Genomic DNA, 20,433 nt, shown 5'->3' on the forward strand with positions numbered 1-20,433 from the left:
TTATCAGGATTTGTAATCCAATTCTGTACGTTGCCAGTAGCCAGGCTGCTGCTAAAAGCTAAAAGTCGGATCGCAAATCCTCCAATTAAGCTCTTCGAGATTACAAATCCCGAAGAGCAGTTCTCGCTTTATACTTGTCCTAATGGTAGCCTTGAAGGAGCAGGGGGATATTGCTTGTATCTGCCTTTTGAAATCCGCAAAGTATAAAACAGAAAAGCGCCTGCAGAATTTATCTGCAGGCGCTTTTCTGTTTCAGCTAAAGTATAAACCTACTGACCGCTGCCGCTCTGGCCGCCGCTGCGGCTGCTGGTGGCGCGCTCACGCTGCATAGGGTTCATGCGGCTGTTCTGCTGCTTAAATATCTCGAAACGAGATGGAGCAACCTGGCGCGGGAAAGTGTTGTTTGAAAGGTCCGTGTCTGCGGTCTGCAGGTATGGATCCAGTTCGAAACTTACCACTGGCTTCTCGGTGATGAATACCTTGGTAATCTCATCGTTGTTGTAGCGCCAGATCTCGGCCGGGATGTTCACCACTTCTTCAGAGCCATCCTCATATGCCATCCGCACGATTAAAGGCATAACCAGGCCGCCTTGGTTTGCAAAGCTAACTTCGTAGAAGTTTAGGCCGGAGTTCAGCTTCTCCTTTTGCTCAGGCGTTAGCTGGCCCAGGAACTGGCGGTATGCCTGCTCATCAGCGGCTGTGGTAGCCAATGGGTCGTAGTTGTTGTAGAAGTCGTTCAGCTGCGGGCGAAGCTCCACGCGCGTTTTCTTGATGTCCGTCAGGTTGCGCTGCTGCGACAGTGTTTGAGGCGCTTTATTCTGCTGCTCGCGCATCTGAGCGTTCACAAAAGCCGGGTCCTGCGAGTCGATGGTATACCATTTCACGTCGGTCATGGCAATATCGGTGTGGTCAGTGGTATAGAACCAGCCTCTCCAGAACCAGTCCAGATCCACGCCAGATGCGTCTTCCATCGTACGGAAGAAGTCGGCAGGCATTGGGTGCTTAAAGGCCCAGCGCTTAGAGTATTCCTTAAAGGCGTAATCGAACAGCTCGCGGCCCATCACTGTTTCACGTAAAACATTTAGAGCAGTGGCCGGCTTGCCATAGGCGTTGTTGCCAAACTGAAGCACCGACTCCGAATTTGTCATGATCGGAACCTGCGTGTTTTTAGCGCTCTTCATGTACTCCACAATATCCTGTGGCTCACCCCGGCGCGATGGATAGGTGCGCTCCCATTCCTGCTCTGCCAGGTACTGCATAAAGGTGTTCAGGCCCTCATCCATCCACGTCCACTGGCGCTCATCCGAGTTAATGATCATCGGGAAGAAGTTGTGGCCCACTTCGTGGATAATCACGGAGATCAAACCATACTTGATGCGGTCAGAATACGTGCCGTCCGGCTCCGGGCGGTACCCGTTAAACGACAGCATAGGGTACTCCATGCCACCTACCGGGCCGTGTACCGAAATAGCAACCGGGTATGGGTAATCAATAGTGTGCTTAGAGTACACTTCTAAAGTATGCGCTACAGCCTCGGTTGAGTACTGCCCCCAAAGTGGGTTAGCCTCTTTCGGGTAGTAAGACATGGCCAAAACATTCTTGCCAGCCACTTTCACGTTCATGGCATCCCAGATAAACTTACGGGAACTGGCCCAGGCAAAGTCGCGTACGTTATCTGCCGAGTATACCCAGGTTTTTTTGTTCTTGGCTTTGGTTTTCTCAGCTTTAGTAGCCTCCTCTTGCGTCACGATCACTACTGGTTCGTTGCTTTTGGCGGCTTCTGCCCAGCGCTTCTGGTGCGTAGAAGAAAGCACCTGGTTGGCATTTTGCAGCTCGCCGGTAGCAGCTACCACGTGGTCGGCTGGTACGGTAATGCTTACTTTGTAGTCGCCGAAAGGCAGGGCAAACTCGCCGCTGCCCAGGAACTGCTTGTGCTGCCATCCGTTCACGTCGTCGTACACAGCCATGCGCGGAAACCACTGCGCCATCTCGTAGAGGTAGTTGTCATCCTCCGGGAAATACTCGTAGCCAGAGCGGCCGCCCAATGTTTTCTGGTTGTTGATGTTATGTTTCCAGTCGATGCTGAAGGTAATGCTTTGCTTTGGCTTAAGCGGGGAAGGAAGGTCGATACGCATCATGGTGTTGTTGATGGTATACTGCAGCGCCTTGCCGCCACGGTCGGCCACTTTGCTAATCTTAAAGCCGCCGTCAAACTTCTCGCGCGTCATGTACTCCACGGCACGCAGTGGAATCTCTTGTCGCAGCTCCGCCGTCTGTGTCAGGTTGCTCATCGAGTTCGGCTCGAAGATGTTCTGATCCAGCTGCACCCACAGGTAAGAGAGTACGTCTGGCGAGTTGTTGGTGTAGGTAATTGTTTCGGAGCCGGTGATGGCTTGGTTTTCGTCGTCGAGCTCCACTTTTATAGTATAGTCAGCACGCTGCTGCCAGTACTGGTGGCCTGGAGCGCCCGAAGCGGTGCGGTACGTGTTAGGGGTTGGCAGCTCTTGCCCCAGCTGGGCAAACTTGGTATCCTGTGCCAGTGCCGCTAAAGGGCCTGCCACTAAGCTAACCAGAGCCAATCCTGCTAAAATGTTTCTCATGTGGTTTTAGTTAGGATAGATAAAGTAAGGGTTAAAGTAAAATTTACCTTTCTAGCTTAAGCTAGAAGATGTTGGTTTCTATCATTAGAATTAAGGAAATGCCGGCTGCAGCGCTGGAAAGCACCAGGATCCAATCGCGCTTTTTTGCCCGAAACAGGTTCATTATCAGGAATCCTACTATCAGAAGTATACTTACGATCAGCAGCTGCCCCAGCTCTATGCCAATATTAAAGGCCAGCAGCTGCTGCCAGATATTACCGTTGCGGCCCAGCATCTGGCGCAGGAAATTGGAGAAGCCCATGCCATGAATCAGGCCAAATAAAATCGCCAACAGGTTGTGCATCGACAGGATAGTTCCCTGCTTGCTTGCTGCGCCGTTCAGCTTAAAGAAGTTAGTGACGCATGTAAAAAGTATGGTTACCGGTATCAGGAACTCAATCAAGGATGAGTCAAACTTAATGATGTTGAAGGTGGCAAGTGCCAGTGTAATGCTGTGGCCGATGGTAAAGCTGGTAACCAGTGCAATTGCTTTCTTCCAGTCCTGTAAGGTATAAATGGCGCTCAGGGCCAGCAGGAACAGCATGTGATCATAGGCTTTAAAATCAAATATGTGATTGAAGCCCAGTTCTATGTAAGTATTGAATACAGATGACACTGCGTAAGTATATTAGGATGTAGATATAGCTAAGTTGCAAATTACGCATCTGCGGCTAAACATGCAATGTTCTGACAGGCTTGTGCAGCAGTTGCAGCAGGTATATCGACGAATAGAGGTATTAGCTCTATAAGTTTAGACGTTTAGTGGCTGCTTTCAGCATGAGCTATGCTTCAAGTTGTTGCCAAGTTTATACTTTAGCTGCTGCTGATTTCAGTTTGAACCAAGCTATACTCTCTAACCTTTGTTGATCCACGGCTTTACAACCTGCTTGATTCATCTCTGGCTTTGGTTCCCTCAAGGCCGGGAGGCCTCGTCTTCCCGCATCGCGCTGGGACCTTTTCCTTTGCTCCTACGTCGCAATGCCTCGCTATCGCTCGTCACCGGAAAAACTCCATAGGCGCTCAACGGAAAGACTGGGAATTATTTCGATAGCCACCGCTGACGGAGTTTGAACCGAACTCCCTCTCCTGTTTTGGGGGTAGGGGTCCTCGATAAAAGGAGAGGGCTGGGGTAAGGTAAGAATTCCCCTCCTTGGGCAAGGAGGGGTTAGGGGTGGTTCGACCCGGTGATGCAGAAACTCACAACCTTATACTTTGAAATGTGCAGGGAATGATAGTCATTACCGAGCAGACCCCGTTCCTGAGCAAAGGCTGAATCAACATAAAATAACATCAGCAAAGGCATTGACTTAAACTACTATGCCCGTAACTATACTTCCTTGGTAAGAATTTATACCTTTAGCTTCTATTCAGACTATCCCCCAAAACTATATTATGTATAAGATATTTAACCAAATCCGCCAGAAACTGGTAAACAGAGCAGCGCTGGTTTTTGCTTTAGCTTTGGCAGGTTGCAATACCGCCACAGAGCAGCAGGAGGCAGTAGCTACCACTACATCAGAATCAGACAGTATGAAAACAACTTTGCTATACGTGGGCACTTACGCCGACCCGAACGAGGAGAGCATTTTTCTGTACAGCTTGAACTCTAAAACCGGCGAGTTAACGCGCGTGAGTGGTTTTAAAGCAGGAGAAAACCCTTCTTACTTAACATTGGATGCTTCGGGTGAGTATTTGTATGCCGTAAATGAAACGCAGGAGTTTGAAGTAAAGGAAAGCGGTGCGGTGAGTGCGTTTGCGATAGAGGATGAAGGAGATAAACTGCGCCTGCTGAACAGAATGCCATCTGAGGGCGGTGCGCCTTGCTACATTGCCATGGTCGGTAATACAGTGCTGGTGGCCAATTATGTAGGAGGCAATGTGGCGGCGTTGCCGGTGCAGGAAAACGGGCAACTGGGCCAGCCCAACGTGGTGCAGCACCAAGGCTCCGGACCAAACCAAAACCGGCAGGAGGGGCCGCACGCCCATTATATTGCACCCTCTCCGGATGGCAAGTATAGTTTTGCCGTAGATTTAGGCGCTGATAAGGTTTTAGGGTATAAAGTGGAAAACGGGCAGCTGGTAAAGAATAGCCCGGACGTAGCTTATGCCGCTGCAGCTGGGTCAGGGCCGCGCCACATGGTTTTCCACCCGAATGGCAAGTATGCTTTTCTGCTGCACGAGCTCAATTCTACCATGACAACGCTTGCCTACGATGCAGCGAAAGGCACTTTTTCGGAAGTGCAAACCATCACCACGCTGCCTTCTGATTTTAAGGAAAACAACCAGCCTGCCGCCGTTAAGGTTTCTCCGGATGGCAGGTTCCTTTACGGCTCCAACCGTGGGCACAACAGCATTGTGGTTTACGCTATTGAGGAAGGCACAGGCAAGCTTTCGTTGGCGCAGCACGTAAGCACCGGCGGCGATTGGCCACGCGATTTTTCTATAGACCCATCCGGAAATATATTGCTGATTGCCAATGAGCGCTCAAACAGTATTACCTCTTTTAAAGTAGACAAAGCCACCGGCAAACTTACCGCTACCAGTAACACGGCGCAGGTGCAGAAGCCGGTTAATATTGTTTTCCGCTAAGGGAGGCATGTATAAACAGGAAAGGCCAGCTAATGCAGCTGGCCTTTCCTGTTTATTATTCCGTAACCCGCTCCAGCGTGGTAGTGGTTTTGCCGTCTTGTGTGGCGTGTATCATTTTATCTTTTCCTTGCCAAGAGACCAGTGCTGTGTCTGTGTGTGTGCCATAACGGATGCTGAGAACCTGAGTTACGGAGTCGTATAGGTAACCGCCGTGCAGGCCACGGCCATCAGCAGCTAACTCCATCCTAAACTGCCCTGACTCTTCGAAAACAAACCGCATGGAGCTTTGGCTTAGGGTATTTTTGATGTCGCTTTTGGTTTTTGCCCCTTCATCATTACCAATCTGCATATCCACTAATTTCCAGCTGCCAACTATAGAGTAGGCCTCCTGCTGCTTATCAGCAGTAAAACTTACAAGCGTACAAAGTATAAATAAGGAGATCAGCAGGAAAAGTAGTTTCATAAGGTAGGGTATACTGGGAATTTCGTGCTCTGCAAGTCAGGTTATAAGTTGCAGCCGCAGGCAAACAAGCAAGCATTTATAATTGATTCTGCTAAAACACTTACGTAAGTATAACTGAGATTGACGTAGATTATTGGCCTTTATTTAAAAGAAGAATTTACGTAGGGTGTCACTAAATATGGCGGTTATTTTCTTAAAACTGTAGGGATGCAGCAAAATAAGATCATGCTATGATACAGATACTTCCTGAATTACGGGCGATATGCTGGCCGTGCGTGTGAGCGGTGAGCTAACCAATGAAGATTTCGACCTTTACCGTAAGGAGATCCGCGATAGAATGAAAAAGTATGGCAGAAGTGGGCGGCCAAGCTCATCAGTCCGGTAAAAAATAAAGGCGTGCGCTACTTCGACCTGCACGAGCGGAAGCAGGCCATGCAGTGGGTGCGGGAGGGGGAATAAATTGGCATGACTACTGTGTCAGTGCCTCGGCCCTTGCCTTCTGGAAGAACAGCAGGTGATACTCCAGTGAGTTGCCCCAGTACTCCCACGTGTGCGCGCCTGGTCGCTCTATGTATTCATGCGGTACATTTTCGTACACCAAGCGGCGGTGCAGCTCCCGGTTGTCCTCTATCAGAAAGTCTTTTACCCCGCAGTCAATTATAAGCCTGAGGCCGCTTTTCTTAAGAAGTGGCGTTAAGTAAACGATAGAGCTTTGGCGAAACAGTTCCTGGTTCTGAGGTTTCGGACCGAGTACGGCTTCGATACTTTGCAAAAACTTTTCCTGCTCAATACCTGCTACGTTCACGGCGCCGCTCATGCTGCCGGCGGCTAAGTATAATTCAGGGTTCCGGGCTGAAATATATAAAGCCCCATGTCCGCCCATGCTCAGGCCAGAAATAAACCGTCCGCTCTTGTTGTTGATAGTTTTATACTTGCGATCCACCTCCTGCAGCAGTTCCTGTGTAAGGTATGTTTCGTACTGGATCGATTTATCCACGGGGCTATCATAATACCAGCTGCTGTAGCCGCCTTCCGGCGTTACAATGATAAAATCATACTTATCGGCCATCTGCTGGAGCAAATTGTTTTGGCGCGGAGACTTCAGCCAATTGCTAAAATTGCCGCTATAGCCATGCAGCAAGTATAAAACAGGATAGGGGCCGTTTTTCTTCTTCTGATAATCTGTTGGCGTCACCACGCCCGCCTTCAGCATTTTCTGCATCGATGGGCTCTGAATTGTAAGCGTGTCTACTTTGGCCTGGGCAGTAAGTATGGTGAAAGTAAAGAAGAGGAGCAGGGTGAAGCGGATATATTTCATACGGTTTGATTGGTGATGCTACGGCAAAGTATGAAATTTCAGGTGCTGTTTCAAGTTTCGGGATTGCGGAAGTATAGATGGTCTTATTCACGCAAGCTGAAAGCTTGACTTATACTTTACCATGAGCTGGAAGCTCGCGAGAGTATGATAAAACAAAAAGCCCCACCAGGCGGCGGGGCTTTTTCTCAACTAAACTTTAATCTTTATGCTACTCTTATTTCTCCGTCGGTAACTCGACGTCGATATTATTGAAACGAATCTCTCCGCTGTCTAGTACAGCCTCTACCACAGAATCTTTGTTAATCTTGCCAGACAGTATCTCTTTAGACAGTTCGTTCAGCACCTGGCGCTGAATCACGCGCTTCAGCGGGCGTGCACCAAACTGCGGGTCGAAGCCCCGTTCGCCCAGGTAATCCAGCACCTCGTCAGTGGCAACCAGCTGTATACCTGCTTCTTCCAGGCGTTGCTGAATTTGACGGAACTGGATGCTCACAATCTTGCGGATGTCGCCACGGCTGAGCGGACGGAACATTACCAGCTCATCGATACGGTTCAGAAACTCCGGCCTCACCGACTTTTTCAGCAGGTCAAACACTTCCTCTTTCGTCTGCTCCACTACCTCGTCGTGGTTCAGCGGCGTCATCTTCTCAAAATTGCTTTGGATGATATGCGAACCGATGTTCGAGGTCATGATGATGATGGTATTCTTAAAGTTCACCACACGGCCTTTGCTATCCGTTAGTCGGCCATCGTCGAGCACCTGCAGCAGGATGTTGAACACGTCTGGGTGCGCTTTTTCGATCTCATCCAGTAGCACCACAGAGTATGGCTTGCGGCGCACGGCCTCAGTTAGCTGGCCACCTTCTTCGTAGCCCACGTAGCCTGGAGGCGCTCCCACCATACGGCTCACGGCGTGGCGCTCCTGGTACTCACTCATATCGATGCGCACCATAGCGTTATCATCGTTAAAAAGGTAATCTGCCAGCGCTTTGGCAAGCTCGGTTTTACCCACACCCGTCGTACCCAGGAATATGAACGAACCGATTGGGCGTTTCGGGTCCTGCATACCAGCACGGCTGCGGCGCACGGCATCCGAAATGGCTCCGATCGCCTCTTCCTGACCAGCTACGCGCTTACCAAGTTCTTTTTCCAGGTTCAGGAGCTTTTCGCGATCGCTTTGCAGCATTTTGCTTACTGGTATGCCGGTCCACTTGGCAACAATTTCGGCGATGTCTTCTGAGGTAACTTCTTCCTTCAGCATCGGGTTTTCGCCTTGCATCTGGTGCACCTGCTCTTGCAGCTGCTTCAGGTGGGCCTCGGCTTCCTGAATCTTGCCGTAACGCAGTTCTGCCACACGGCCATAATCACCGGCGCGTTCAGCCTGCTCCGCTTCCAGCTTATAGTTCTCGACGTTCTCTTTTTCCTTCTGGATGCCCTCGATGATCTGTTTTTCGTTCTGCCATTTGGCTTTCAGGTCGTCGCGCTTTCCGCTTAGGTCGGCAATTTCTTTTGAGAGAACAGTTTCCTTATCCTTATCATTTTCACGGCGGATGGCCTCACGCTCAATCTCCAGTTGCATGATGCGGCGCTGCAACTCGTCCAGTTCTACCGGCAAGGAGTCAATCTCGATGCGCAGTTTCGCTGCCGCCTCGTCCATTAGGTCAATAGCTTTGTCAGGCAAGAAACGGTCGGTGATGTAACGGTTCGATAACTCCACAGCGGCAATAATGGCATCATCTTTAATGCGCACGCCGTGGTGTACTTCATACTTGTCTTTGATTCCGCGAAGTATGGAAATGGCATCCGGCACGTTAGGCTCATCCACCATCACCGCCTGGAAACGACGTTCCAGCGCTTTATCCTTCTCGATATATTTCTGGTATTCTTTTAGAGTCGTGGCACCGATGGCGTGCAGCTCGCCGCGCGCCAAGGCTGGTTTCAGTAGGTTGGCAGCATCCATGGCGCTCTCGCCGCCCGCACCAGCGCCAATCAAAGTATGAATCTCGTCGATGAAAAGGATGATCTCACCTTCGGCGTCGGTTACTTCTTTAATTACAGCCTTCAGGCGCTCCTCAAACTCGCCTTTATACTTAGCGCCTGCCACCAGCAGACCCATGTCCAGGCTCATCAGCGTCTTGTTTTTCAGGTTTTCCGGAATGTCGCCGGAAACCATGCGCTGAGCCAAACCTTCCACGATGGCGGTTTTACCCACGCCTGGCTCACCGAGCAGCACTGGGTTGTTCTTGGTACGGCGGCTCAGGATTTGCAGCACACGGCGGATTTCTTCATCGCGGCCAATCACCGGGTCGATCTTGCCGGAACGGGCCAGTTCGTTCAGATTTTTGGCGTAGCGCTTTAGTGAGTTATACTTGGCTTCCGCGTTCTGGTCGGTTACTTTGGCGCCGCCGCGCAACTCCTTGATCGCCTTCTTCAGGTCTTTCTCATTAAACCCGACATCCTTCATCAGGCCAGCTACTTTATCGCGGCCGGCCAGCAGGCCCAGCAGCATGTGCTCAATGGCGACATACTCATCGCCAAACTCCTTTAGGTAAGACGTAGCTTTTTGCAGCGCCGCCGCCGCGTCGTTCGCTAAGTATGGGCTGCCGCCGCTCACTTTTGGATAAGCCGCCACTATCTCGTCCAGTTTTGTGTGCAGGATGTTACCGTTGATGTTCAGCTTCTGGAGCAGGAAGTTGGTTACGTTCTCGTCTGTCTCCAGTATCGCCTTTAGTATATGCCCGGTCTCGATGGCCTGCTGCTGGTTGCCGCCTGCTACCTCGGTGGCCTTCTGGATGGCCTCCTGGGCTTTGATGGTATAGTTATTAAAATTCATATCGCTTTACCTGTTTTTCCCTTAGTTTTAATTCTACGAGCTTTATAGCAAAGGATACACCATTGGTATTTTTGGGCGGTTTTTATGTAATTTTGGCAGGCTATGGAGAAGAGTTTAGAAGGAACTCGGACTTTTTGTCTGAATCAGGATTTGCAGGATTATTGGATGGACAGGATGCTCTTGGATTAGTAGATGAGAGGATGAAAAAATTATGTTAAGGATTTATACTTGCTATTGAATACTTTCTTGTATTGGAGGCTGAGGCTACCGAAATTTATGAGCAATCCCACTGGCAAGTTATAAGCGACGGTATAATTCTTAGCCTGTGCTAAATGAATGTCTTCAAGATTAATCATCGCCTTAAGTTCTATCACAATGTTGTCTTCAACTATAAAATCTGCTCTCCTGCTACCAACCTCAATGTTATTGTAGTAAATCGTTTGCTCTTTCTCCCGCACAAATTCTAGCTCGGCCTGCTGCAATTCTATTGCTAAGCACCGCTGGTAAATCACCTCCTGAAATCCATTGCCTAAGGTATTATGCACCTTCATGGCACAGCCAATAATCTTGTATGTTATTTCATCTAGCTGCTTCATCAAGGTTTCAACTTTTTAATCCTTAAAATTTACTTAAGCTGAGTTTACTCATGCTGAAAAATCCTGTCCATCCTAAAATCCTGCAAATCCTGATTCAGACAAGTTTCTTAAATACCGCCGCATAGTGGTCAGCTAATCGTGTGGGTTCGGGGAGTTTGTGTTTCAGGGCGCAATGCATGGCAATATCGGTTGCAGCGTCTAAATCCATGAGGTGGCCCGGCGAGACGAACACAGGTTTGATATTATCCTTAGTACGGACTACGTTGGCAATGACTTCATCTTTGTAAACCAGCGGAGCAATAGAACCTTTGGCGGCGGCAGGTTCGGTATACTTGCCTACCAGTACTTTCTTGGCCACGCCCATGGTTGGCTTGTTGAGTTGCAGGCCCAGGTGCGTGGCAATGCCCAGGCGGCGCGGGTGCGAAATGCCATGGCCATCTACCATAATCAGGTCGGGCTTTTGCTGCAGCTTTTCGTAGGCCTTTAGCAAATTCGGGGCTTCGCGAAAAGACAGGAAGCCGGGAATATACGGGAGGTCAACCGGGCCATGGTGCCATACTTTCTCCGCTACCTCCAGCGCAGGGTACGTCAGAAGTATGAATACAGACAGAATCGTGTCTTCGCCGATAAACGAGGAATCACAGCCTGCGATATACTTTAGCTCGAAATCCGGTTTTTGCAGTATAATGCTTGCCTGCATTTGCCGCTGCTGTGCAGTAAGTTCCTGTAGCACTTTTGAGTCAGGTGGCGGCGCATCGTATCGTCTGTAGTAAGCCATGGGTAGTTAGAGAGTTGAATATAAGGTTAAATGATTCGTTGCTATTACGGCGACCAGTGCAAAAAGCTACCTAACCAGCCTGACTCAAATGCCTCAACCCTACAATTCCCTAACTCCCAAACTTTCTACGCGCTGCAAGGCGTGCGGAGGTCGGCGAAGAGTAGCAGCCAGCGGCCATTGCGGAAACCGAAGTGAAAGCGATAAGCGGTAGCTGTATGCAATACTGTGGCTTGCACCTGCTCCTGCAGCTGCTGTACTTGTTGGGCCTGTTGCTCGCTTAGGTTGGCGTATTGCCACATAGTTGTGGTCTGAAAACTGGAGGTGCTGAAGGTGTAAAAGCAGCCATCTTCGGCAAAACCAGTTGCGCCACGGTCCATGTCGGCACAATCAAAAGCTGGAAACGCCTCCCGGTGCTGCAACTCGCATACTTTTACCTCCTGGTTTATACTTGTAAATGGCCGCTGCTGATAGTTCCGCTGTACCTCCTGTATACTTTTAAAGTGGCTGTAAGCGGGCATTGCGCCGGGTTGCTCTATTAGCCAGATACCTGATTGGGCATCTACAAAATCGTTTAGCGCTGCCGTGTCGCCAGCTTGTAGCGCGTTAAAGAACCGGTTAAATTCTTCTGCAAAAGAGGCTGAGTCAGGTGCTGCTGGCCGGGCCTCTTCCTGTGCGGCCTGAAGGGAATCTACCCGTTGGCTGCCTAACATACCCGGCCTGCTGTCGGGGCCGCAGGAGGTGCACATAACCAGCACAGCAAGTATAGCAAAAGTAAAACGCATAGTAGAAAGTAAGCTTTAAACACAGATACGGCATTGGGTAGCCATGGAGTTATACTTGTGAACTTTGAATATGGCGGTTCGTAAAGTTAAGTATACATATTATCAATTACTTATACTGATAACCTACATAAACTATGACGAATTATACTTTTAACGAAAGCATCAGGATTGAGCTGCAGGACGCATCGCTTACCGGTGATCTGGCTATTCCGGAGAGTGCAGCGGGCCTCATTGTTTTCTCTCATGGCAGTGGCAGTAGCCGCCTCAGCAGCCGCAATCGTTTTGTGGCCAAACACCTGCAGCAATCGGGTTTCGCCACACTGCTCTTCGACCTGCTTACCGGGTCGGAGGATAAAGAATACAACAACCGTTTTGATATACCTAAGCTAACCCGGCGACTGATCGAGACAACCTACTGGTTGCAGCAAGACCCGCGCACACGCGATCTGAACCTCGCCTTCTTTGGGGCAAGTACGGGCGCTGCCTCGGCCATAGGAGCCGCCGCTGCCGAAGGCCCTCAAATTATAAAGGCCGTGGTAAGCCGTGGCGGAAGGCCAGACTTAGCTGATACCGTGTTGATGGACCTGCAGGTGCCTACGCTGCTGATAGTAGGCGGCAAAGATGAGGCTGTGCTGGAGATGAACATACAGGCGCAGAACCAGATGCAGTGCATAAAAGATTTAGAGATAGTGCCGGATGCCACCCATTTGTTTGCAGAACCAGGGGCCCTGGAACTGGTAGCCCGCCTTGCCACCGATTGGTTCCGGAAGTACGTGAAGCCCGAAAAGCAACAGCCCCTGCACCAAAATCGGCCTTAGCGAAAGTATAAACGAGTTTTAGGATGATCACATGAAATCCAAGCCCTAGAACGCACTCAATTTATACTTCTGCGCATCCTCGTACTTATGCAACTGCTGATTCAGAATACTCACCCATACACTTGTAATAAAATGTAAAGCTATGGACATGATTCGAAACAGGGCGGAGGCTGCGCAGCTGCTAACTGAGCGACTCCAGAAGTATAAAGGAGAACAAGGTGTGGTGCTGGCCATACCCCGGGGCGGTGTGCCTGTCGCGGCGCCAATTGCCAAAACGCTGGGCATGCCGCTGGAGGTGACAGTCTCTAAAAAAATAGGGCACCCCATGAACCCGGAGTTCGCGGTTGGTGCTGTAAGTATAGATAGCGTAACATATGACAAAAGGCCTGATGTGCCGGAGGAGTATATTCAGGCAGAGGTAGAGCGGATTCGGCAGAGCATTCAGCAGAAGTATGCGCTCTTTATGGGCAACCGCCGGCACATTCCTCTAAAAGGCCGTGTCGTGATTATTGTGGATGATGGTATTGCAACAGGCAAAACCTTGGAGGCTACCGTAATGCTGGTAAAAAAAGAACAGCCCCGTAAAATTGTGGTAGCCGTGCCAGTTGCACCGCCTGCCGCCGCCAAGCATTTTTCTGGACTTGTGGATGATTTTGTGTGCCTGCTCACACCTCCGTTTTTTCAGGCAGTGGGCCAGTTTTACGAAGAGTTCACCCAAACTTCCGACGAAGAAGTGATACAACTGCTACGGGACCAAGTATAGCTACCGCTCAAGAATAAATTTTGAGTGATATACCTTATCTCCGGAAGTAACGCGCACCAAGTATAAACCGGCCCCCTGTAGTTGGTTTGTCAGGATTTGAGTACGAAAAGCTCCGTTGCTTCCCTGTACGTTTTCCATTTTGTGCACCAGCTTTCCATCGAAAGTATACACACGCACTTCCGCTTCTTCTGCCGGATGGTTGTGGTGCAGGTGCAGGCTAACGTTTTGGCCTCTGCTACTCGTCGGAAAGACCATTAAGGCTTGTTCCCGCTCTTTTACCTGCACCTGCACAACCTTAGAAAAGCTGCTAGTGCCATCTGTATCAACCTGCTTTAACCTGTAGTAGAGCGTGCCTGCCATGGCAGCAGCGTCTGTGTAAGTATAACTCTGTGCCATAGAAGTCGTGCCGGCCCCGGTTACCCGTCCTATCTCCTGAAAATCGTTTCCGTTCAGCGAGCGCTGCACCTCAAAGTAGGCATTATCTTTTTCTGAAGCTGTTTGCCAACTCAAGGTAACATTCTGGTTTGGGTTGCTGCTGGCGCTGAAGGCGGCAAGTTCTACAGGGAGTGGAGTGATTACTATAGCCATCGCATCAAACCAGCGCTGAGCCATTTTCTCTTCTCCGCTGCTATTCGGATGTATGCCGTCCCAAGTGTCAGCACCAGGCACCGGATCAAAGTTGGCATTTTGGTTCACAACTATAACCGGAGATTGTTCTGTATTTAAGCGGTTGGCCAAGGGAGGTATTTGTGCATTAAAATCGTTGAGCCTGTCAATGGTATTCTGGCCGACTTTCTGTAGCCATATTGGTATGAGCTGGGCCATCAGAATGGTTACGTTAGGGTTCTTTTTTCTGATCTCCCGTACAACGCTCTCTAGCTCTGCAATTGTTTCTGCTACAGGCTGCTCCTGCATGACATCGTTAGAGCCCAGATGCAGCAGTACAATATCCGGCGAGTAATTTTTTAGCCATTCTTTCAGTCTGTTTTGTTTGTTATTGCCCTGGCCGTTCAGTATCTCATCTGTGCGCCAGCCCCAATGGCCTTCGTTACGGTTTGTGAAAGTTTTACCTTTATACACTTCTCCTCTCAAGGAGGGCGCTCCGTCCTTGTTCACATCATGCGATCCAACAAATTCAACGTCTACTTCAGCGTCGACAAGCTTTTTCCAGAGTCTGTACTTGTATCCCGGGTGTTCCGAATCTCCTTGCGTAATAGAATTGCCAAGTGGCATGACCTTAAGCTGTGCTGCAGCAGGCATACAAAAAGTGATCAGGAATAAAACGGAGAGAAAGAGCAAAAGGTGAAGGCGAGGGAAAGTATAAATTGCACTCATATTCAGCGGAATAATAGTAAGAAGTACTAAGCTATCTCAGACGGTAGCAGGTGATGGTGGTTACACTGTCCGCTGCAATAAACTGTGGGTATAGGGCAGGAGTGAGGGAGTGGCCATATCTGGTAAGTAAACTAAAACAGCTATGGTAAAAGAGGCTTCTGTTTGCACTCTAAGCAGCATTTACTACATTGTAAAGTTTAAACTGGAATATGTTAGCGCAGCTAAAAACTTATTGCTCAGGTATATTTAAAATCTGCCTTAGTATGGTGCTGCTATCAAACGACGCTAGTTTTAATATCCTGAGTAAGCCTACCCAAGTATAATTTATCTTGGAAATGAGTTATCTGGAAAAGCAGTTGAATGTACTTTGCCGTAAAGCAAGTATGTAGGTTTGGAGGGAGAAGCAGCCGCCTATTAGCTTTTAGCAGGATTTCAGGGGAAGCGCTGCATATACTTGCCTGCAACCTCGGCAATATCAAAAAGACTCTTATATTTGCTATTATAACCTATATTCACTTCCCTTGTTGGGAGTAGTATAATTTAAAATGAGAATAAAATGACGAAAAAATCAGACACCATTATTTATACTATAACCGATGAAGCGCCAGCTTTAGCAACGCGCTCTTTTTTACCTATCGTTAGAAGCTTTACAGAAGCCGCTGGCATTGAGATAGAGACAAGAGATATTTCATTGGCGGGCCGTATTCTGGCTACTTTCCCAGATAACCTGACGGAGGAGCAGAAGCAATCAGATGACCTTGCTTATTTAGGGGAGTTGGCTAAAACGCCTGAGGCCAATATCATTAAGCTGCCAAATATCAGCGCATCTATTCCGCAGCTGAACGCGGCTATCAAAGAGCTGCAGTCGCAGGGGTATAACATTCCAAACTATCCTTCGGAGCCTAAAAACGATGAGGAAAAAGATATTAAAGCCCGTTACGCTAAAATTTTGGGTAGCGCGGTAAACCCGGTGCTTCGCGAAGGTAACTCGGATCGTCGTGTGGCTGATGCTGTGAAAAACTACGCCAAGAAACACCCGCACTCGATGGGAGCTTGGTCGTCAGACTCTAAAACACGCGTAGCCCATATGGAAAGCGGCGACTTCTATGGCAGCGAGAAATCTGTAGTAGCTGATAAGGCGACAGACGTGCGCATCGAGTTTGTAGGTGCCAATGGCGAGACAAAGGTGCTGAAAGAGAAAGTAGCGCTGAAAGAAGGCGAAGTTATGGACTCTTCGGTAATGCATGTTGCCGAGCTGAATGCTTTCTTTGAGAGAGCTATTGCAGAGGCGAAGGAAGATAACATTCTACTGTCGCTGCACCTGAAGGCTACCATGATGAAGGTATCAGACCCAATTATGTTTGGCCACGCAGTGAAAGTATTCTTTAAGGATACATTTGCTAAGTATAGCAGCACTTTTAAAGAATTAGGCGTTGACGCAAATAATGGTTTAGGCGACGTTTATAACAAGATCCAAAACCTGCCAGAGGACAAGCGTGCTGAAATCGAAGCTGATTTGAAAGCAGAGATGGAGCAGCGCCCTGAACTGGCAATGGTGAACTCAGATAAAGGCATTACCAACCTGCACGTGCCAAGCGACGTGATCATCGATGCGTCTATGCCGGCTGCAATCCGCTCTTCAGGCAAAATGTGGGGACCGGATGGTAAACTGCAAGATACTGTAGCTATTATTCCAGACCGCTCTTATGCAGGGATCTACCAGGAGGTAATCAAGTTTAACAAAGAAAACGGCGCTTTCGACCCGACTACCATGGGTACTGTTCCGAACATTGGCTTGATGGCTCAGAAAGCAGAAGAGTACGGCTCTCACGATAAAACCTTCGAAATGGCTGAGGCTGGTACGGTGCGTATTGTAGATGCAGATGGAAATGCGTTGATGGAGCAGCAGGTGGAGAAAGGCGATATTTTCAGAGCTTGCCAGACAAAAGATATTGCTATACAAGACTGGGTGAAGCTGGCCGTTACAAGAGCTAGAATCACGAGCACACCGGCTATCTTCTGGTTAGACTCAGAGCGTGCGCACGATGCCAACCTGATCAAAAAAGTAGAGAAGTACCTGCAGGACCACGATACCAATGGCCTGGAGATTAAGATCATGTCGCCGGTTGAGGCGATGCGTTATACTTGCGAGCGTGCCAAAGCTGGTAAAGACACCATCTCGGTAACTGGTAACGTACTCCGCGACTACCTGACTGACCTTTTCCCGATTCTTGAATTAGGTACAAGCGCTAAAATGCTTTCTATTGTTCCGTTGCTGGATGGCGGTGGCCTGTTTGAGACAGGTGCCGGTGGTTCTGCACCGAAGCACGTAGAGCAGTTTATGGAAGAAAACTACCTACGCTGGGATTCACTGGGCGAGTTCCTGGCACTGGCGGTATCGCTGGAGGACAAAGCTTACAAGACCAAGAACCAGAAAGCAGAAGTGCTGGCAGAGGCGCTGAACAAGGCTAACGCCGAGTTCCTGGAGAAGGATAAGTCGCCAACCCGCCGCATCGGTGGCATCGACAACCGCGGCAGCCACTTCTACCTGGCGCTGTACTGGGCACAAGCAATGGCCGAGCAGAACAAAGATCAGGAGCTGAAGGAGCGTTTCTCTAAACTGGCGAAAGAGCTGACCGACAACGAGCAGAAGATTGTGGAAGAACTGAATGCTGTGCAGGGCCAACCTGTAGAGCTAGGCGGCTACTTCCACCCGGACGTTGAGAAAGCCCGCAAAGCCATGCGCCCAAGCGAGACGTTAAACAACGCTTTAGCTAGCTTCTAAGCTGAATTATAAAGTATAAAAAAGAAAGGCTGCCTGATTGGGCAGCCTTTTTTGGTTGAAGAATCTAGAACATTTAATATCAAAATGGCAGATCCGTCAGACTTTGAGATAGTTTGCTTTCGAGGCAATTTAACAACCTTTCTTTATCCGTCTCATTAGTTACAAATGGAAGTACTTTCTGCTGCAAATCCCTATTTAATGCTCTATAATCAAATTTTTTGATTTTTAATTTATCAGAAATAGTCATCAATTCTTGATCCAAATCTGAGATTATTTTATTATCAACTGCATTATATCTTTTTAGCCAATCTAAATTTTTGTATGATTCTTCAACTTTAGTAATTGAGCAAATCAGCGCTTTGTTATAAATTACTTCAGCAGCTTTCCTTAAATTGATTTGGCCTACCTCTTCATCACTTATTGTTTCAACGAACGCAATATTGTTTGCAAATTTTTCACAAAAGAAATCTAATAATATTGTGAATTGGTTGTCAATAACTTCCTCATACTTGCCTTTATCATTCCCTAAGATCTCTTTTCCTACAGAATTGAGCATCTCATTCATCATTAGTGTCACTTTTTTAAGTTCTGAAACTGTATCTAGTACTTTGCTCTCCTCAGAAGCCTTTTTTAAAGATTCTAAGTGGAGGTAGAACATACCTGAAAATTGAATTCTTATATAGCTTTCGATCTCCTCTACCTTTTCAAAGGTTTTAATAGGCTTTGTTCTAACCATATCAATAAATTTGAAAACATTGACATGGTCAACATGGGCAAATTTAAATTTTTTTCTTCCGGGAGGTTCGGTTTCTAGTGGTTTTAGATATAGATTATCAAAAAACTCTTGATTCTCTTTATAAGTCTGATATTCGGAGTAAACATTTCTGTCAACAAAAATTAGGATGGGAATATTTTTAATTGCCGCTGTTTCAAATTCCTTTCTAGTAATAGAGATATAGTCTTCGTCATACTTTCTTCTCTCTTCATCAATCTTTGTTTGTGATGATGGGGAGCCGTACCTTCCTCCTATAATTAATACCATTACGTGACACAAACCCACTTCATAATATGCGGACAAATCTAATTCCTTACCATGTTGATAAGTTACTTTGTCGCTTTCAAATAAGATTGGCTCAAACCCATAGTTATTAATAAACTTCTCAAGTCTCTCCCTTACATGCCTTAAATCATAATAAGTGGAACTAACAAAAATTCTAGGTATCATATTATACTTAAGGTTAAACACTTAGATTACAATATAGCAAATTTTATTTGTTACTTATTAATACACAAGCATTCCTCCGCTGGCGCGAGCTTGCAGCTCGTGACTTTCTTTCCAGGCAGCTATACCCCATTTAGTAACAGTACGAGCTACAAGCTCGAACTAGCAGAGGTGTCTCAGATTCGTTCCAGTTATAAACTGGCTGGATAAGCAGATTTAAGCCGCAACCTTTCCTACAAAAGCCTGTTACAAACCAAAGGTAAATAAACAGCTATGGAAAGTAACAATACTTCAAAAAAGCCAACTATAGTGCTGGCAGGAGCCACCGGGCATTTGGGTGGTCTTATAGCTCGGGCACTGCTTGAGAGAGGGGCCAACGTGAGAGCTTTGGCCAGGAACAGTAGCGCCAGTGATAAGATTGCGGGTTTGTGGGAGTTGGGCGCTACTGTTGTAGAAGTAGATTTCCATAATGCTGCTGAACTGGCTAAAGCCTGCGAGGGCGCCACCTGTGTGGTTTCGGCCTTATCGGGGCTGCACTATGTAATGGTAGGAATACAGACCTTGCTGTTGAATGCAGCTGTGGCTGCCGGAGTGCAACGCTTCATTCCTTCTGACTTTGCCATTGACATTACCAGGCTGCCTTATGGCAGTAACCGCAACCTGGATTTCCGGAAAGAATTCAAAGAGCGATTAGATAAAGCGCCCATTGCGGCCACTTCCATACTTAATGGCATGTTCACAGATCTGCTGACCGGAGAGGCACCTATTGTCCTTTTCTCCTTAAAAAGAGTGATGTACTATGGCAGTGCAGATCAACCGATGGATTTCACGACCATTCACAATACAGCTGACTATACCGCCGCCGCCGCCATGGATCCATCCACACCGCGTTACCTGCGCATCGCCGGCGATGTGCTTGATGCTCATGGGTTGAAAGATGCTGCCAGTAAAGCGACAGGAGAAGAATTTAAACTGTTCCGGGTTGGTGGACTAGGGTTACTAAATACTATCATTAAGATCACCAAAGCAGTTACGCCTAGTAACAATGAAGTCTTCCCGGCCTGGCAGGGGATGCAGTATATGCGCGACATGTTCAGCGGATTGCCAAAGCTGGAGCCCTTGGATAACGACCGCTACCCTGAGATAAAATGGACCAGCGTGGCTGAAGTGCTGGCGAAGAAATAAAAGTTATACTTTCACTACACCTAAGGCTATAAGTTAAGATATCTTAAATTGGCCAGTAGTACCAGGAAGAGTAAGTCCGTTGGCGCTCGTTTGTAGTTCTTGCTTTAGCCCTTTCACGCAGCTATACATTCATAAAATAACAATACGAGCTACAAGCTCATACTAGCGGAGCTTTTACAAACAAAGTGCTATCATCATTGCTAACCCGCTCTTTCGGATTTGCAATCAGAAAGTACACTAACCGCGGATTTATAATCCGTAATAGCAAAGGCAGATGCCACTGACAAGCAGACGGATTGCAAATCCGCAGTTAACTGAATTCCGAAT

17 protein-coding genes are annotated in these 20,433 nt (G+C 48.1%); 7 read left to right on the plus strand and 10 right to left on the minus strand.

Annotation, left to right across the window (positions count from 1 at the left end):
* Positions 1-269: 269 nt before the first annotated feature.
* Together Q1B04_RS05230 and Q1B04_RS05235 are read right to left on the minus strand one after the other, a co-directional pair.
* On the minus strand, positions 270-2,600 hold the full coding sequence (locus tag Q1B04_RS05230; RefSeq protein WP_299756440.1) for a M1 family metallopeptidase: 2,331 nt from the start codon (positions 2,598-2,600) through the stop codon (positions 270-272).
* 61 nt (positions 2,601-2,661) lie between these two features.
* Positions 2,662-3,255 carry a HupE/UreJ family protein gene (locus Q1B04_RS05235; RefSeq protein WP_299756442.1) on the minus strand — a complete coding sequence of 198 codons (594 nt, stop codon included), beginning with the start codon at positions 3,253-3,255 and terminating at the stop codon, positions 2,662-2,664.
* A gap of 776 nt (positions 3,256-4,031) precedes the next feature.
* Between Q1B04_RS05235 and Q1B04_RS05240 the strand changes: the two genes are divergently transcribed.
* The gene (locus Q1B04_RS05240) at positions 4,032-5,228 is read left to right on the plus strand and encodes a lactonase family protein (RefSeq protein ID WP_299756444.1); all 1,197 of its coding nucleotides are present in this window, start codon (positions 4,032-4,034) and stop codon (positions 5,226-5,228) included.
* 55 nt (positions 5,229-5,283) lie between these two features.
* Here the strand turns inward: Q1B04_RS05240 and Q1B04_RS05245 are convergent, their stop codons facing one another.
* Complete coding sequence (locus Q1B04_RS05245) at positions 5,284-5,691, minus strand: DUF5004 domain-containing protein (RefSeq protein ID WP_299756446.1); 408 nt, start codon at positions 5,689-5,691, stop codon at positions 5,284-5,286.
* A 262-nt stretch (positions 5,692-5,953) separates the two neighbouring features.
* On the opposite strand from Q1B04_RS05245, the gene Q1B04_RS05250 reads away from it, so the two are divergent.
* A complete protein-coding gene (locus Q1B04_RS05250; protein WP_299756449.1) occupies positions 5,954-6,076 on the plus strand; it encodes a hypothetical protein in 123 nt (40 codons plus the stop codon).
* Positions 6,064-6,150, plus strand: a complete 87-nt coding sequence (locus Q1B04_RS19990; RefSeq protein ID WP_366524638.1) for a hypothetical protein — start codon at positions 6,064-6,066, stop codon at positions 6,148-6,150. The genes Q1B04_RS05250 and Q1B04_RS19990 overlap by 13 nt, the downstream gene beginning before the upstream one ends.
* 10 nt (positions 6,151-6,160) lie before the next feature.
* On the opposite strand, the gene Q1B04_RS05255 is transcribed toward Q1B04_RS19990, so the two are convergent.
* From Q1B04_RS05255 to Q1B04_RS05275, 5 genes are all read right to left on the minus strand, one after another.
* On the minus strand, positions 6,161-7,009 hold the full coding sequence (locus Q1B04_RS05255) for an alpha/beta hydrolase family protein (RefSeq protein WP_299756451.1): 849 nt from the start codon (positions 7,007-7,009) through the stop codon (positions 6,161-6,163).
* A gap of 214 nt (positions 7,010-7,223) precedes the next feature.
* Positions 7,224-9,842, minus strand: a complete 2,619-nt coding sequence (gene clpB, locus Q1B04_RS05260) for an ATP-dependent chaperone ClpB (RefSeq protein WP_299756453.1) — start codon at positions 9,840-9,842, stop codon at positions 7,224-7,226.
* Positions 9,843-10,051: 209 nt separating this feature from the next.
* Complete coding sequence (locus tag Q1B04_RS05265; RefSeq protein WP_299756456.1) at positions 10,052-10,438, minus strand: GxxExxY protein; 387 nt, start codon at positions 10,436-10,438, stop codon at positions 10,052-10,054.
* 94 nt (positions 10,439-10,532) lie between these two features.
* On the minus strand, positions 10,533-11,216 hold the full coding sequence (nfi, locus tag Q1B04_RS05270) for a deoxyribonuclease V (RefSeq protein ID WP_299756459.1): 684 nt from the start codon (positions 11,214-11,216) through the stop codon (positions 10,533-10,535).
* Positions 11,217-11,341: 125 nt separating this feature from the next.
* Positions 11,342-11,998, minus strand: coding sequence for a hypothetical protein (locus Q1B04_RS05275; RefSeq protein WP_299756462.1), 657 nt, complete (start codon positions 11,996-11,998; stop codon positions 11,342-11,344).
* A gap of 134 nt (positions 11,999-12,132) precedes the next feature.
* Between Q1B04_RS05275 and Q1B04_RS05280 the strand changes: the two genes are divergently transcribed.
* Positions 12,133-12,816: a dienelactone hydrolase family protein gene (locus Q1B04_RS05280; RefSeq protein ID WP_299756464.1), complete on the plus strand. Its 684-nt coding sequence runs from the start codon at positions 12,133-12,135 to the stop codon at positions 12,814-12,816.
* A gap of 148 nt (positions 12,817-12,964) precedes the next feature.
* A complete protein-coding gene (locus Q1B04_RS05285) occupies positions 12,965-13,579 on the plus strand; it encodes a phosphoribosyltransferase family protein (RefSeq protein ID WP_299756466.1) in 615 nt (204 codons plus the stop codon).
* On the opposite strand, the gene Q1B04_RS05290 is transcribed toward Q1B04_RS05285, so the two are convergent.
* The gene (locus tag Q1B04_RS05290) at positions 13,580-14,812 is read right to left on the minus strand and encodes a GDSL-type esterase/lipase family protein (protein WP_299756469.1); all 1,233 of its coding nucleotides are present in this window, start codon (positions 14,810-14,812) and stop codon (positions 13,580-13,582) included.
* A gap of 658 nt (positions 14,813-15,470) precedes the next feature.
* On the opposite strand from Q1B04_RS05290, the gene Q1B04_RS05295 reads away from it, so the two are divergent.
* Positions 15,471-17,699, plus strand: coding sequence for an NADP-dependent isocitrate dehydrogenase (locus Q1B04_RS05295; protein ID WP_299756471.1), 2,229 nt, complete (start codon positions 15,471-15,473; stop codon positions 17,697-17,699).
* Between the two features lie 79 nt (positions 17,700-17,778).
* On the opposite strand, the gene Q1B04_RS05300 is transcribed toward Q1B04_RS05295, so the two are convergent.
* Positions 17,779-18,924: a DUF4062 domain-containing protein gene (locus Q1B04_RS05300; RefSeq protein WP_299756473.1), complete on the minus strand. Its 1,146-nt coding sequence runs from the start codon at positions 18,922-18,924 to the stop codon at positions 17,779-17,781.
* A gap of 270 nt (positions 18,925-19,194) precedes the next feature.
* Between Q1B04_RS05300 and Q1B04_RS05305 the strand changes: the two genes are divergently transcribed.
* Entirely contained in the window at positions 19,195-20,106 is a 912-nt protein-coding gene (locus Q1B04_RS05305) for an NmrA family NAD(P)-binding protein (RefSeq protein ID WP_299756476.1), read from the plus strand.
* The last annotated feature ends 327 nt before the right edge of the window (positions 20,107-20,433 follow it).

The sequence above is a fragment of the uncultured Pontibacter sp. genome (assembly GCF_947495565.1).
Lineage (GTDB): Bacteria > Bacteroidota > Bacteroidia > Cytophagales > Hymenobacteraceae > Pontibacter.

Coding starts and splice junctions, on each gene's coding strand:
- Q1B04_RS05290 (WP_299756469.1), bottom strand. CDS start 14,812: ATGCCACTTGGCAATTCTATTACGCAAGGAGATTCGGAACACCCGGGA.
- Q1B04_RS05240 (WP_299756444.1), top strand. CDS start 4,032: ATGTATAAGATATTTAACCAAATCCGCCAGAAACTGGTAAACAGAGCA.
- Q1B04_RS05295 (WP_299756471.1), top strand. CDS start 15,471: ATGACGAAAAAATCAGACACCATTATTTATACTATAACCGATGAAGCG.
- Q1B04_RS05250 (WP_299756449.1), top strand. CDS start 5,954: ATGCTGGCCGTGCGTGTGAGCGGTGAGCTAACCAATGAAGATTTCGAC.
- Q1B04_RS05300 (WP_299756473.1), bottom strand. CDS start 18,924: ATGATACCTAGAATTTTTGTTAGTTCCACTTATTATGATTTAAGGCAT.
- Q1B04_RS05265 (WP_299756456.1), bottom strand. CDS start 10,438: ATGAAGCAGCTAGATGAAATAACATACAAGATTATTGGCTGTGCCATG.
- clpB (WP_299756453.1), bottom strand. CDS start 9,842: ATGAATTTTAATAACTATACCATCAAAGCCCAGGAGGCCATCCAGAAG.
- Q1B04_RS05230 (WP_299756440.1), bottom strand. CDS start 2,600: ATGAGAAACATTTTAGCAGGATTGGCTCTGGTTAGCTTAGTGGCAGGC.
- Q1B04_RS05285 (WP_299756466.1), top strand. CDS start 12,965: ATGATTCGAAACAGGGCGGAGGCTGCGCAGCTGCTAACTGAGCGACTC.
- Q1B04_RS05280 (WP_299756464.1), top strand. CDS start 12,133: ATGACGAATTATACTTTTAACGAAAGCATCAGGATTGAGCTGCAGGAC.
- Q1B04_RS05255 (WP_299756451.1), bottom strand. CDS start 7,009: ATGAAATATATCCGCTTCACCCTGCTCCTCTTCTTTACTTTCACCATA.
- Q1B04_RS05305 (WP_299756476.1), top strand. CDS start 19,195: ATGGAAAGTAACAATACTTCAAAAAAGCCAACTATAGTGCTGGCAGGA.
- Q1B04_RS05245 (WP_299756446.1), bottom strand. CDS start 5,691: ATGAAACTACTTTTCCTGCTGATCTCCTTATTTATACTTTGTACGCTT.
- nfi (WP_299756459.1), bottom strand. CDS start 11,216: ATGGCTTACTACAGACGATACGATGCGCCGCCACCTGACTCAAAAGTG.
- Q1B04_RS05275 (WP_299756462.1), bottom strand. CDS start 11,998: ATGCGTTTTACTTTTGCTATACTTGCTGTGCTGGTTATGTGCACCTCC.